11 protein-coding genes and 1 riboswitch are annotated in these 12,683 nt (G+C 62.5%); of the genes, 6 read left to right on the forward strand and 5 right to left on the reverse strand.

Going from position 1 to position 12,683, the window contains the following annotated elements:
- Positions 1–130 precede the first annotated feature (130 nt).
- From ABTV87_RS02440 to hldE, 3 genes are all read left to right on the forward strand, one after another.
- Positions 131–835, forward strand: coding sequence for a sulfotransferase family 2 domain-containing protein (locus ABTV87_RS02440; RefSeq protein WP_007952246.1), 705 nt, complete (start codon positions 131–133; stop codon positions 833–835).
- Positions 828–1,439: an adenylyl-sulfate kinase gene (gene cysC / locus ABTV87_RS02445; RefSeq protein WP_262159115.1), complete on the forward strand. Its 612-nt coding sequence runs from the start codon at positions 828–830 to the stop codon at positions 1,437–1,439. The genes ABTV87_RS02440 and cysC overlap by 8 nt, the downstream gene beginning before the upstream one ends.
- A 102-nt stretch (positions 1,440–1,541) precedes the next feature.
- Positions 1,542–2,966, forward strand: a complete 1,425-nt coding sequence (hldE, locus tag ABTV87_RS02450) for a bifunctional D-glycero-beta-D-manno-heptose-7-phosphate kinase/D-glycero-beta-D-manno-heptose 1-phosphate adenylyltransferase HldE (RefSeq protein ID WP_007952241.1) — start codon at positions 1,542–1,544, stop codon at positions 2,964–2,966.
- A gap of 66 nt (positions 2,967–3,032) precedes the next feature.
- Here the strand turns inward: hldE and ABTV87_RS02455 are convergent, their stop codons facing one another.
- The 4 genes from ABTV87_RS02455 to ABTV87_RS02470 all read right to left on the reverse strand — a co-directional run bounded on the left by ABTV87_RS02455 (position 3,033) and on the right by ABTV87_RS02470 (position 6,479).
- Positions 3,033–4,001 carry a metal ABC transporter ATPase gene (locus tag ABTV87_RS02455; RefSeq protein WP_221533693.1) on the reverse strand — a complete coding sequence of 323 codons (969 nt, stop codon included), beginning with the start codon at positions 3,999–4,001 and terminating at the stop codon, positions 3,033–3,035.
- Positions 4,002–4,032: 31 nt separating this feature from the next.
- Complete coding sequence (locus ABTV87_RS02460) at positions 4,033–4,845, reverse strand: aldo/keto reductase (protein ID WP_433898933.1); 813 nt, start codon at positions 4,843–4,845, stop codon at positions 4,033–4,035.
- On the reverse strand, positions 4,842–6,017 hold the full coding sequence (locus ABTV87_RS02465) for an NAD(P)/FAD-dependent oxidoreductase (protein ID WP_258712794.1): 1,176 nt from the start codon (positions 6,015–6,017) through the stop codon (positions 4,842–4,844). The genes ABTV87_RS02460 and ABTV87_RS02465 overlap by 4 nt, the downstream gene beginning before the upstream one ends.
- 129 nt (positions 6,018–6,146) lie before the next feature.
- On the reverse strand, positions 6,147–6,479 hold the full coding sequence (locus tag ABTV87_RS02470; protein ID WP_085608473.1) for a DMT family transporter: 333 nt from the start codon (positions 6,477–6,479) through the stop codon (positions 6,147–6,149).
- 102 nt (positions 6,480–6,581) lie between these two features.
- Between ABTV87_RS02470 and ABTV87_RS02475 the strand changes: the two genes are divergently transcribed.
- Together ABTV87_RS02475 and waaA are read left to right on the forward strand one after the other, a co-directional pair.
- Complete coding sequence (locus ABTV87_RS02475) at positions 6,582–7,484, forward strand: LysR family transcriptional regulator (RefSeq protein WP_433898934.1); 903 nt, start codon at positions 6,582–6,584, stop codon at positions 7,482–7,484.
- An 11-nt stretch (positions 7,485–7,495) separates the two neighbouring features.
- Entirely contained in the window at positions 7,496–8,776 is a 1,281-nt protein-coding gene (gene waaA, locus ABTV87_RS02480; RefSeq protein ID WP_433898935.1) for a lipid IV(A) 3-deoxy-D-manno-octulosonic acid transferase, read from the forward strand.
- Between the two features lie 31 nt (positions 8,777–8,807).
- Here waaA and ABTV87_RS02485 read toward each other — a convergent pair whose 3' ends face one another.
- On the reverse strand, positions 8,808–10,241 hold the full coding sequence (locus tag ABTV87_RS02485) for a TolC family outer membrane protein (protein ID WP_085608475.1): 1,434 nt from the start codon (positions 10,239–10,241) through the stop codon (positions 8,808–8,810).
- A gap of 196 nt (positions 10,242–10,437) precedes the next feature.
- Positions 10,438–10,543: riboswitch (TPP riboswitch) on the forward strand.
- Positions 10,544–10,689: 146 nt separating this feature from the next.
- Between ABTV87_RS02485 and thiC the strand changes: the two genes are divergently transcribed.
- Positions 10,690–12,579 carry a phosphomethylpyrimidine synthase ThiC gene (gene thiC / locus ABTV87_RS02490; RefSeq protein ID WP_011332157.1) on the forward strand — a complete coding sequence of 630 codons (1,890 nt, stop codon included), beginning with the start codon at positions 10,690–10,692 and terminating at the stop codon, positions 12,577–12,579.
- Positions 12,580–12,683 lie beyond the last annotated feature (104 nt).

Here is a 12,683-nt window from a genome sequence, read left to right on the forward strand (position 1 = left end):
GGCGATTTGTATCCAGTCCTTTACCCTTCTTGACCAAACCGGCATAAAACCGGCCATCGCGCTTGTTAAGGTTCCTGAACGAACTCTGACTTCAAATCGAAGGGGCCATCCTCTTCGCGCGGGTGCTGGCATGCTGCAACGTTATCTCTGGAAATTGCTGCCCAAGCCGCAGCGGGCCTTTCTGCTGGGGCGCCTGTCGGTGGTCGACCGGCAAGTGGTGAACAAGTCGATGTCGGCCAGTCTGGCCTTTCCCGCTGCCTTCGAGCAGCGCGACTGTCTGTTTATCCACGTGCCCAAATGCGCCGGCAGCAGCTTGTGCGCGGCGATGTTCGACGGCTGGCGTCCCGGACACTTGCCGTTGTACTGGTACGAAGAGCAATTTCCCGAGCAATATGCCGCGGCCTACAAATTTGCCTTTGTGCGCGATCCGCTGGAGCGCGCCTATTCGGCTTACGCCTTTTTGCATGGCAACACCTTGGGCGGGCGCGATCACGCCGCTCAGCAGATGGTTCGGCAATATCGGGATTTCGACGATTTTGTCGCACGCTGGCTGCATCCGGAGACGATCTCGCGGCAGCTGCACTTTGCCGCACAGACCGACTTTCTCACCGATTCACTGGGTCATCTGGCCCTGGACTTCATCGGTTACCAGGAACATCTGGAACAGGATTTCAAACAGGTTTGCGACCGTTTGGGGATGGTGTGTCAATTGCCGCACGTCAACAGCTCCCGGCAGCGCCAACCGCTGAAGGCGCGGGAGTTCTGCTCGGCGCGAACCCGTCGGCTGGTGCGTCGGGCCTATCAGCGCGACTACGAGTTGCTCGGTTATGAATGAGGCGCTGCACAGTCTGGTGACACGGCCTGCCATCAGCCCCTACAGCCTTGCGCTGTCCCGCCAGGCGCGAGCCGCGCTCAAGGGACAGCGGCCGCGTTGCCTGTGGCTGACCGGGTTGTCCGGCGCCGGCAAGTCGACCCTGGCCAATTCGCTGGAGCTGCACCTGCATCAATTCGGGATGCACACCTTTCTGCTCGATGGCGACAACGTGCGCAATGGTCTGTGCCGGGACCTGGGCATGGACGATGCCGGTCGCCGGGAAAACATCCGGCGCATGGCGGAAGTCGCCCGGCTGATGGTTGATGCGGGGCTGATCGTCATCGTCGCGGCGATCTCGCCGTTTCGGGCCGAGCGGGATGCTGCGCGGCAACTGTTTGCCGAGGGCGACTTCATCGAAGTGCATGTGAGCACTTCGCTCACGGTGTGCGAGCGCCGTGATCCGAAAGGTTTGTATCAGGCGGTGCGCCAGGGTCGTATCCAGCATTTCACTGGCATCGACAGCCCTTACGAGGCGCCGTTGGCGGCGGAGTGCCGGATCGACACGGAAGCGGTCGAGCCGAGCGAGGCCTGTGAGCGGTTGGCGGCTTTTCTGCTTAAAAAATGAGCAAAAAAGCCAGCTGTTTCATCCTGTTGCAGCCGCCGCACAAGCCTTCGCCAACCCTGTGTTAATATCGCGCCCCTGTTCATTTTGTATGTGGGTTGCTCCATGAAGTTGTCCATGCCGCGATTCGATCAAGCCCCTGTCTTGGTGGTCGGCGATGTCATGCTCGACCGTTACTGGCATGGTGGTACCTCACGGATTTCCCCTGAGGCGCCGGTTCCTGTCGTTAAAGTCGAGCAAATCGAAGACCGCCCGGGCGGTGCCGCCAACGTTGCCTTGAACATTGCCGCGCTGGGTGCGCCGGCGTCGCTGGTCGGTGTGACCGGTGACGACGAAGCCGCCGACAGCCTGAGCAACAGCCTCAAGGGTGCGGGCGTGCGAGCCTTGTTCCAGCGCATCGCGCACCAGCCGACCATCGTCAAGCTGCGGGTCATGAGCCGGCACCAGCAATTGCTGCGTATCGACTTCGAAGAACCGTTCGCCACCGACGCACTGGCCCTCGGCGCGCAGGTCGATGATCTGCTCGAAGGCATCAAGGTGCTGGTGCTGTCCGACTACGGCAAAGGCGCCCTGAAAAACCATCAGGCGCTGATCCAGGCCGCGCGTGCCAAAGGCATTCCGGTGCTGGCCGACCCGAAGGGCAAGGATTTTTCGATCTACCGTGGCGCAAGCCTGATCACCCCGAACCTCAGCGAATTCGAGGCCATCGTCGGCGGCTGCGCCGATGAGCACGAGCTGGTGACCAAGGGCGCGACGCTGATGCACGACCTGGATCTCGGCGCACTGCTGGTGACCCGTGGCGAACACGGCATGACCCTGCTGCGTCCGGATCATCCGGCGCTGCATTTGCCTGCGCGGGCCCGTGAAGTGTTCGATGTGACCGGTGCCGGCGACACAGTGATTTCCACTCTGGCGGCTGCGATTGCCGCTGGCGAAGAACTGCCGCACGCGGTAGCGCTGGCCAACCTGGCGGCGGGCATCGTGGTCGGCAAGCTGGGTACCGCGGCGATCAGCGCCCCGGAACTGCGTCGCGCCATTCAGCGTGAAGAAGGTTCCGAGCGTGGCGTGCTGGGTCTGGAGCAACTGCTGCTGGCAGTCGCCGATGCCCGGGCGCACAATGAGAAGATCGTGTTCACCAACGGCTGCTTCGACATCCTGCACGCCGGCCACGTGACCTACCTCGAGCAGGCGCGGGCCCAGGGCGATCGCCTGATCGTCGCGATCAACGACGACGCCTCGGTCAGCCGCCTGAAAGGGCCGGGCCGGCCGATCAACAGCGTTGACCGGCGCATGGCGGTTCTCGCCGGTCTCGGTGCGGTGGACTGGGTGATCAGCTTCGCCGAGGGCACCCCGGAAAACCTGCTGCGCGAGGTCAAGCCGGACGTGCTGGTGAAGGGCGGCGATTACGGTATCGATCAAGTGGTCGGCGCCGATATCGTCAAAGCCTACGGTGGCACCGTTAAAGTGCTGGGGCTGGTGGAAAACAGCTCGACCACGGCGATTGTGGAAAAAATCCGCAAGTCCGAGTGATGCAAACATGAAGACCGCGCCTGCGACGACTCTCTGGAGTCACTCGCAGGCGCGGTCTTTTGCCGTTCAGGAGTTCACTTTCTTGCGCGGCACGATCTTCTTCAGCAGTTGCTTCGCCTTGCCGCGCAACCGTGCCAGCCCCGTGTCCTTGGGCGGCGGGGTCAAACCCTGCTGGCGCAGCCAGTCCTTCCAGCGAATCCGCTCATCGCGCACCAGCCAGCCGTCCTGCCGGGCGAAACTTTCCGCCAGGTACAGGCCGCGAGTGCCCGCCGGGTACAACTGACCTTTCTTCAGCGTGTACAGCTCGGGCAGCGGTTCGCTGTCCTGCAACGGCATCAAGTACAGATCGGGGCGTTTGCGGTCGAGCCGGGCGACCAGTTGATCGCCTTCCAGCCGTTCATCGACATGAAACAGGCTGAGGTTCTTGGCTTCCTTGGGCACGTCCAGCCGCAAGTCGTAGATCAATTGCAGCGACGCGGTCGGCAAATGCACGTAGGCCCTCGGCCGTTCGAGCAATTGCAGATTGGCGCAGCGCACCGGCCGGGCCGAACCGGACAGCGGCGTCAGGCGAAAGGGCAGGGCCTCGCGATAATGCAGCGCCGAGGCGTACGGCGCCGGCAGCCAGGTGTCGTTGAAGCGCCCGCCGAGCCAGCCTTCCGGGGTTTCCAGCAGGCACTCTTCGGCAATCTCCTGGATCGCCGTGTGCAGCGGAATGTTCAGCTCATGGGCTGGTACGTAACCGGAAATCAACTTGAGCACCACATCGCCGCGATCCTGCCGACGCTGGCGCACCAGCACCCAGTAATCGCGATTCTGCCAGTGCAGGGTCAGGCGTACCGAGACGCCGAGGTTGGCCAGCTCCAGCGCAAACCGCTCGGCGTCGGCCACGCTGACCGGTTTGCGCCGCTGCAGGGTCTGGGCGAAATTCAGCGGCATGCCCACGCTCTGGTAGGTCAGGCCTTCCGGCGTGGCTTCGACGAACAGCGGCAGCGTCTTGAAGTTGCTCGGGTTCTTTCTGATGAGCGTACGCGGCATGTCGGCTCCTGCTTAAGGCCGCGAGGCGGCGTCAGTGACCACGAAGGACCTGGGCAACGGTCGCAACGTTATGGGCGAGGTGCAGCGGATTGATTGTCCCGACGATGGCACTGGCCACGCCGGGCTGGGCGAACAGCAACTCGAAGCTGGCGCGTACCGGATCCACGCCGGGACTCAGGCACACATGACCGCTGGCCAGGGCCTTCTTCACCAGAATGGCTTTGCCGTGGGCAGCAGCATAGTCAATGACCGCCTTCTCGTTTTGTTCGTTCAGATTGTAGGTGACCATCGCGCAGTCGCCTTGCTCCAGTGCTTTGAGGCCACCGTCGACGGTTTTGCCGGAAAAGCCGAAGCCGCGAATCTTGCCCTCGGCCTTGAGTGCCGCGAGGGTTGCGTAGACTTCGCTGTCGTTGAGGATCGCCAGATCGTTACCGTCGGAGTGCACCAGCACCAGGTCGATAAAATCGGTTTCAAGACGTTGCAGGCTGCGCTCCAACGACATTCGTGTGTGAGCGGCGCTGAAGTCGTGGGTCGACTGGCCGTCGACAAATTCTTCGCCGACCTTGCTGACGATCACCCAGTCCTGACGCTGACCGCGCAGCAGCGGGCCGAGGCGTTCTTCGCTGCGGCCGTAGGCCGGGGCGGTGTCGATCAGATTGATACCCAGCTCCCGCGCCTGTTTGAGCAGCATGCGCGCGGCATCGTCGTCGGGGATCTGGAAGCCGTTGGGGTATTTCACGCCCTGGTCGCGACCGAGTTTGACGGTGCCCAGGCCCAGCGGCGAAACCAGCAGGCCGGTGCTGCCCAGCGGGCGATGCAGATCGTGCAGGGTCGGCAGGCTCATGGCAGCAGTTGCTCCCAGGCGGGAACGCCCATCGGTGGTTTTGGCAATTCTGGTAGCGGAGCCGAGTGGCTCGGCTGGATGCCGTCGCGTTGCAGGGACGCGATCACCCGGTCAGCGAAGTCCGGCGCCAGGGCCAGTTTGGTTGGCCAGCCCACCAGCAGGCGACCTTCTTCAGCGAGGAAGGCGTTGTCCGGACGGGTCAGGCCGGTTTGCAGTGGTTCGGCGCGATCGACGCGCAGGGTCGCCCATTGCACGGTGCTCAGGTCGATCCATGGCAATAGCTGACCGAGTTCTTTCTGGGCGGTGGCGATCTGTTCGGCCGGCTCACGGGCCACGCCTTCGGATTCGGCAATGTCGCCGCCCAGATACCAGACCCACTGACCGTCGGCGGCCGGGTGGGTGGTCACGGTGATGCGCGGCTTGGTGCCGCCACCGAGGCAGTGCGCGTACAGCGGCTTCAGGCCCGGGCCCTTGGCGATGATCATGTGCAGTGGCCGGCGTTGCATGGCCGGATGAGTCAGGCCCAAAGCAGTCAGCAGGTCGGCGGTACCGGCACCGGCACTGAGCACGATGCGCTGGGCGCAGATCTCGCGGCCATCGACTTTCAAGCCAACCAGCACGCCGCTTTCCAGCAGCGGCTCGATGGTCTGGCCGGCCAGCAGACCGTCACCCGACAGGTCGGCCAGACGCTGGATCAGGCTCGGTACATCGATCACCAGTTCGGCGAGGCGGTAGACCTTGCCCTTGAAGCGTTTGTCTTGCAGGGCCGGCGGCAGTTGATCGCCCTTGACCTGATCGACCCGGCCACGCACCGCTTTGCTGGCGAAGAAACTGGTGAGGTTGCCGGCCAGGGTGCCCGGCGACCACAGGTAATGGGCTTCGGACAGCAGGCGCACGCCGCTCAGATCCAGTTCGCCGTTACCGGCCAGGGCTTCACGCCAGCGGCGCGGCATGTCGGCGATGGCTTCCGAGGCGCCGGTCAGCGCACCGTGCAACGCGTACTTGGCGCCGCCGTGAATGATGCCCTGGGACTTCACGCTCTGCCCGCCGCCGAGGCTGGCGCTTTCCACCAGCACGGTCGAGAAACCCTGGCGACGCAGGCGCGCGTTCAGCCAGAGACCGGCGACACCCGCGCCGACAATCAGCACGTCGGTGGAAATTGGAGATGGCATGCAACGACCTCAGTGTTCAAGACGAGGGCGCAGTATACAGACTCGGGGAAAAGGGGATTTGTCGATGATCAACAGAGGGAAGGCATGAGCCCTTGCCGGCACGATTGCCTGCAAGGGCTTAGGTCAGGATTAATGGCCGGCGGTTTTCGAGAACAGCTGAATCACCACCACGCCGAGCACGATCAGCGCCATCCCGAGCATTGCCGGGACATCCAGCTTCTGCCCATAAATGAAAAGCGCCGCGACGCTGACCATCACGATGCCCATGCCGGCCCACACCGCGTAGGCCACGCCCACCGGCACGCTGCGCACCACCAGGGTCAGCATCCAGAACGCGATGGCGTAGCCGACGATGACCAGCACCAGTGGCAAAGGCGTGCTGAAACCTTTGACGGCTTTCATCGAAACGGTCGCGATCACTTCGGCACAGATGGCGATGGCCAGGTAGACGTAAGCGTTCATGTTCAAATCCTCGTGTGTAGCGTTGCTTTCTGAGGCGGCATTCTAGTGATTCACCAGATGGGGTAAAGTCATTACCTATCTGTTTACAAGATGGGTTGGCCGATGAGCATGCAGTGGAATCTGGAGCAGTTGCGGGTGTTTGTCGCGGTGGCTGAACAGCGTTCGTTTTCCGCCGTGGCGCGTCAGCAACGCAAGGCGCAGTCGGCGATCAGCAGCGCGATTGCCATGCTCGAGGACGACCTCGGTGTCAGTCTGTTCGAGCGTAGCAGTGGTCGCCAGCCGAGTCTTACCGAAACGGGTGAAGCTTTGCTTGAAGAGGCGCGTGAAGTGTTGCGCCAGTGCGAGCGCCTGAACGGTCGGGCCGTGGCCATGATGCGCGGGCAGGAAGCGCAACTGCGGGTGGCCCAGGACGAGGCGATGCCTTATCAGGCGCTGGTGGAAAGCTTCGGCGCGCTGGCCGAGCAGTTTCCGAGTCTGGAGGTGCAACTGACCAGCGCCGCCCAGGGTGAAGTCTCGCGCAAACTGGTGGAGCGTCGGGCCGATCTCGGGCTGCTGTTCTATCACGACGAAATCCCCGAAGCGCTGGAGCGTCGGGTGCTGGGCAGCGTGGAAATGGTCACGGTCTGCGGTGTCAATCATCCGCTGGCAGCGCAATCCCGGGTCAACTGCCAGCAGCTTGCTCAGCATCGGCAATTGCTGATGTCGACTCAGAGCAGCGTCTATCCCGGCAGCGAACCGGCCAGTCCGCAGGTCTGGCGCGCCGACAGTTTCTACGTGATGGCTGAATGGCTGGTGCGTGACCTTGGCTGGGCCTGGCTGCCGCGCCACGTGGTGCAATACTCGGCGTATCAGGGCCTGATGGTGGAACTGGACAGCGAATGGACGCCGCCGGCGCTGGTGGTGGAACTGGTCTGGCGCCGCGACGAACCCCTCGGGCCGGCCGCCCGTTGGCTGGCGGAGCGATTTGCCATACACCTGCGGGCGATCGGCGGCAAAAGCCGATAAACTCCGCCGCCATGAATAGAACTCTCTACACCGCGCTGTTTTACCTGGGGCTGCCATTGGTGGCGATTCGGCTGTGGCTGCGCTCGCGCAAGGCACCGGCGTATGCCAAGCGGATTGGCGAACGATTCTCCTACGGCATGCCGACCCTGCAACCGGGCGGCATCTGGGTTCACGCCGTGTCCGTGGGCGAAAGCATCGCCGCCGCACCGATGATCCGTGCACTGCTGCAACGTTATCCACAGCTGCCAATCACCGTGACCTGCATGACGCCGACCGGTTCGGAGCGCATTCACGCGCTGTTCGCCAACGAGCCGCGCATCCAGCATTGCTACTTGCCTTACGATTTGCCCTGCGCGGCGGCGCGTTTTCTGGATCGCGTGCAGCCGAAACTGGCGGTGATCATGGAAACCGAACTTTGGCCGAATCACATTCACCAATGCGCCAAACGCGGGATTCCGGTGGCGCTGGCCAACGGACGCCTGTCCGAGCGTTCGGCCAAAGGTTATGGCCGGTTCAGCAAACTGACCGCGCCGATGCTCACCGAGATGAGCCTGTTCGCCGTGCAGACCGAGGCCGAAGCCCAGCGCTTCCGCGATCTCGGTGCGCGCCCGGAGACAGTCGAAGTCACCGGCTCGATCAAGTTCGACCTGACCATCGACCCGCAACTGCTGCAACGCGCTGCTGAACTGCGTGGCCAATGGCAGGCGCTGGAGCGACCGGTATGGATCGCCGCCAGCACCCATGAAGGCGAAGACGAGGTGGTGCTGAACGCTCACCGTCGTTTGCTGGCCAACCATCCCGATGCGCTGCTGATTCTGGTGCCACGCCATCCGGAGCGTTTCAACTCGGTATTCGAGTTGTGCCAGCGTGAAGGTTTTGCCACGGTGCGTCGCTCCACTGGCGCAAGCGTCGATGCACAGACTTCGGTGCTGCTCGGCGACACCATGGGCGAATTGCTGTTTCTCTATGCCCTGGCCGACAGCGCGTTCGTCGGCGGCAGTCTGGTGCCCAACGGCGGTCACAACCTGCTGGAACCGGCAGCGCTGGCGAAGCCGGTGATCAGCGGCCCGCACCTGTTCAACTTCCTCGACATCGCCGCGCAATTGCTCAGCGCCGGGGCGTTGGCCGAGGTCGATGACGCCGAAGGTCTGGCGACAGAAGTGCAGCGTCTGTTCGAACTGCCGCGCGATGCACAGCGCATGGCAGAAGCCGGGCTGAGTGTGATGCGCCGCAATCAGGGCGCGTTGCAACGTTTGCTCGATGGCCTGGGAAGGTTGATCGACCGCCCATAAAAAAACGCAGCCTCAGGGCTGCGTTTTTTGTTTAAGGCCGGGCCTTGAGCTGGGCTTCGGCAGCCTTGGCCAGATCCGGTGGCAGGAAATCCTTGTCCGGGTTGTAGTCAGCTTTCAAATAACGCGTCAGATCCTGCAAGTCACCCGGGTTCAACGTCCCCGCCGCCTGCTTCAGGCGCAGGTTGTCGAGGATGTAGTCGTAGCGGGTGTTGTTGTAGTTGCGCACCGAGGTGTACAGCTGACGCTGGGCGTCGAGTACGTCGACGATGTTGCGCGTCCCCACCTGATAACCGATTTCCGTGGCTTCCACCGCGCTCTGGTTGGAGATGATCGACTGGCGGCGCGCCTGTACCTGCTCGACGTCGGTGTTCACCGCGCGGTGCAGGTTGCGGGTGTTCTCGACGATCTGCCGGCGCAGGCCTTCACGTTGCTGTTCGGTCTGATCCAGTTGCGCGTAAGACTGGCGCACCTGAGAGCTGGTCAGCCCGCCGCTGTAGATCGGGATGTTCACCTGCAACGCCAGGGTGCGTTGTTCGACGTTGCCGCCATACGGCGTGCCGAAAGCATTCGGGTTGCTGAAGCCAAACGAATCGTTGTCGCCTTTCTCGTACTTCGCCACGGCGTCGAGAGTCGGCAGGTGGCCGGCCTTGCGCTGTTTCAAGGTCTGTTCGGCGGAGCTGACCGCGTAGTTGCTGGCCAGCAGATTGAGGTTCTGTTTCGCGGCGGTATCGACCCAGGCCTTGGCGTCGTTCGGCGCCGGCGGCAGGATCGGCAACGTGTGGACGATGCCCTGGATCGAGTTGTACTGACGGTTGGTCAGTGTGATCAGCGCTTCGAACGCATCATCGACCTGACGCTGGGCGACGATCCGGTTGGCGCGGGCAGTGTCGTAACTGGCTTGCGATTGCAGCACGTCGGTCTTGTCCGACAGGCCCACATCGAAGCGCTCGTTGGACTGGTCGAGCTGGCGCTTGAACGCGGCTTCCTCAGCCTTGGTCGAGGCCAGGTTGTCCTGGCTGCGCAACACGTTGAAGTAGCTTTCGGCGGTCTGCAGGATCAGGTTCTGCTCGGTGGCCGAGAGTTGCAGCGCGGCCTGCTCGTTGACGTCCTTGGCGGCCTGGTACTGGAACCAGCGATCGGCGCGGAACAGCGGTTGCGCCAAGGTCGCCTGATACGACTGGGCGCTGCGGTTGGCGACGGCCGACGGCTGATCGATGTCGGTGCGCACATTGGCGACCTGGGCGCCACCGGACAAGTTCGGCAGCAGCCCGGCGCGGGCCTGGGGCACGACTTCTTTCTGCGCGCCGTACTGGGCGCGGGCGGCGGCCAGGTCGGCGTTGTTGTCGACCGCTTCCTGATAGACGCTGACCAGATCAGTCTTGGTCGATAAAGGCGCTTCTGCTGCCCAGACCGTGGCGGTGGACGCACAAGACACGGCAACAGCCAGTGAGAGTTTGCGCAGCATGAGGCGATCCCTAGCATGAATATTATGGAAATAATCCGGGCGCCAAAGGTAAGGCGCGGCCCATGCAGCGTCAAGGCGCAGCATGGCGTAGCGAGTGTAGTTGCGCAGGCGGCAGGCAACAATCTGCCAATTGCGCCATTCATCATGGTGTTTGCAGCGGTGTTGGCGTTCTTTGCCGGTTGTGTCTAGACTGGCCGGGTTCTTGTCGGGGTGCCTTGCTATGAGGCTGAGATCGAATAATTTCGGATCCCGTTGAACCTGATCAGGTTAGCGCCTGCGTAGGGAACAAGATTTCTCGTCACCCGGCGAGTCCTCTTGTGCTTCGTCCGGGATATTGTTCGACAATCGAACGCTCGACGACGATGCACAGCACCAGTCCTGGTGCGTCCGTGCCTTTCAGGTTCTGCTCCGACAATCCACTGCCTGGATGCTGTCTGGAGAGCCCGTGATGACTACAAAATCTAAAAACGCGATCAACCTGAGTGACTCGGCCAAGGTCGACGAGCAGTCGGTTCAGCCGTTCACTCGTTCGCAAAAAGTCTACGTTCAGGGCTCCCGCCCGGACATCCGCGTGCCGATGCGCGAAATCACCCTCGATGTGACCCCGACCGACTTCGGCGGCGAAATCAACGCGCCGGTCACCGTCTACGACACCTCCGGCCCTTACACCGATCCGAATGTGGTGATCGACGTGCGCAAAGGCCTGGGCGACGTACGTTCGGCGTGGATCGACGACCGTGGCGACACCGAGCGCCTGCCAGGCCTGAGCTCGAACTTCGGCCAGGAGCGTCTGGCCGATCCGGAGCTGACCAAGCTGCGCTTCGCCCACGTCAACAACCCGCGCCGCGCCAAGGCCGGGGCCAACGTCAGCCAGATGCACTACGCGCGCAAAGGCATCATCACCGCCGAGATGGAATACGTCGCCATCCGCGAAAACATGAAGCTGCAAGAGGCCCGCGCTGCCGGTCTGTTGAAGCAGCAGCACGCCGGCCACAGCTTCGGCGCGAGCATCCCGAAAGAAATCACTCCTGAGTTCGTGCGCGAAGAAATCGCCCGTGGCCGCGCGATCATTCCGGCCAACATCAACCACGTCGAACTGGAACCGATGATCATCGGCCGTAACTTCCTGGTGAAGATCAACGGCAACATCGGCAACAGCGCGCTGGGTTCGTCCATCGAAGAAGAAGTGGCGAAACTGACTTGGGGCATTCGCTGGGGCTCGGACACCGTGATGGACTTGTCCACCGGCAAGCACATCCACGAAACCCGCGAGTGGATCATCCGTAACTCGCCAGTGCCGATCGGCACCGTGCCGATTTATCAGGCGCTGGAAAAAGTGAATGGCGTCGCCGAAGACCTGACCTGGGAGCTATTCCGCGACACGCTGATCGAGCAGGCGGAGCAGGGCGTCGACTACTTCACCATCCACGCCGGCGTCTTGCTGCGCTACGTGCCGCTGACCGCCAAGCGTGTGACCGGCATCGTCTCCCGTGGCGGTTCGATCATGGCCAAGTGGTGCCTGGCGCACCACAAAGAAAACTTCCTCTACACCCACTTCGACGAAATCTGCGAAATCATGAAGGCCTACGACGTCAGCTTCTCGCTGGGCGACGGCCTGCGTCCGGGCTCGATTGCCGACGCCAACGACGAGGCGCAATTCGGCGAACTGGAAACCCTCGGTGAGCTGACCAAGATCGCCTGGAAGCACGACGTGCAATGCATGATCGAAGGCCCGGGCCACGTGCCGATGCAGTTGATCAAAGAGAACATGGACAAGCAGCTGGAGTGCTGCGACGAGGCGCCGTTCTACACCCTCGGCCCGCTGACCACCGACATTGCACCGGGCTACGACCACATCACCTCCGGCATCGGTGCGGCGATGATCGGCTGGTTCGGTTGCGCGATGCTCTGCTACGTGACGCCGAAGGAACACCTGGGTCTGCCGAACAAGGATGACGTGAAGACCGGGATCATCACCTACAAGATCGCCGCTCACGCAGCGGACTTGGCCAAGGGGCATCCGGGCGCGCAGATCCGCGACAACGCCTTGAGCAAGGCGCGTTTCGAATTCCGTTGGGAAGACCAGTTCAACCTGGGTCTGGACCCGGACACTGCCCGTTCGTATCACGATGAAACCCTGCCGAAGGACTCGGCGAAGGTCGCGCATTTCTGTTCGATGTGCGGGCCGAAATTCTGCTCGATGAAGATCACTCAGGAAGTCCGCGAATACGCAGCCAACCAGCGGATCGACGCGGTCGACGTGGACGTCGCCCAGGGCCTGGCGGAACAGGCCGAGCGGTTCAAGAAGGAAGGCAGTCAGCTGTACAAGAAGGTTTGATCTGACCTGAATTCTGCGGCGTCTGTGCTGGCCTCTTCGCGAGCAAGCCCGCTCCCACACTGGATCTCCTGTGAACACAGATTTTGTGAACAGCGGGATTTGAA

The organism is Pseudomonas sp. PSE1(2024), from assembly GCF_050990555.1.
Lineage (GTDB): Bacteria > Pseudomonadota > Gammaproteobacteria > Pseudomonadales > Pseudomonadaceae > Aquipseudomonas > Aquipseudomonas aphyarum.

Excerpts from the sequence above, each read along its gene's own strand:
- thiC (WP_011332157.1), top strand. The coding sequence starts at position 10,690 with ATGACTACAAAATCTAAAAACGCGATCAACCTGAGTGACTCGGCCAAG.
- cysC (WP_262159115.1), top strand. The coding sequence starts at position 828 with ATGAATGAGGCGCTGCACAGTCTGGTGACACGGCCTGCCATCAGCCCC.
- ABTV87_RS02440 (WP_007952246.1), top strand. The coding sequence starts at position 131 with ATGCTGCAACGTTATCTCTGGAAATTGCTGCCCAAGCCGCAGCGGGCC.
- ABTV87_RS02465 (WP_258712794.1), bottom strand. The coding sequence starts at position 6,017 with ATGCCATCTCCAATTTCCACCGACGTGCTGATTGTCGGCGCGGGTGTC.
- hldE (WP_007952241.1), top strand. The coding sequence starts at position 1,542 with ATGAAGTTGTCCATGCCGCGATTCGATCAAGCCCCTGTCTTGGTGGTC.
- ABTV87_RS02455 (WP_221533693.1), bottom strand. The coding sequence starts at position 4,001 with ATGCCGCGTACGCTCATCAGAAAGAACCCGAGCAACTTCAAGACGCTG.
- waaA (WP_433898935.1), top strand. The coding sequence starts at position 7,496 with ATGAATAGAACTCTCTACACCGCGCTGTTTTACCTGGGGCTGCCATTG.
- ABTV87_RS02475 (WP_433898934.1), top strand. The coding sequence starts at position 6,582 with ATGAGCATGCAGTGGAATCTGGAGCAGTTGCGGGTGTTTGTCGCGGTG.
- ABTV87_RS02485 (WP_085608475.1), bottom strand. The coding sequence starts at position 10,241 with ATGCTGCGCAAACTCTCACTGGCTGTTGCCGTGTCTTGTGCGTCCACC.
- ABTV87_RS02470 (WP_085608473.1), bottom strand. The coding sequence starts at position 6,479 with ATGAACGCTTACGTCTACCTGGCCATCGCCATCTGTGCCGAAGTGATC.
- ABTV87_RS02460 (WP_433898933.1), bottom strand. The coding sequence starts at position 4,845 with ATGAGCCTGCCGACCCTGCACGATCTGCATCGCCCGCTGGGCAGCACC.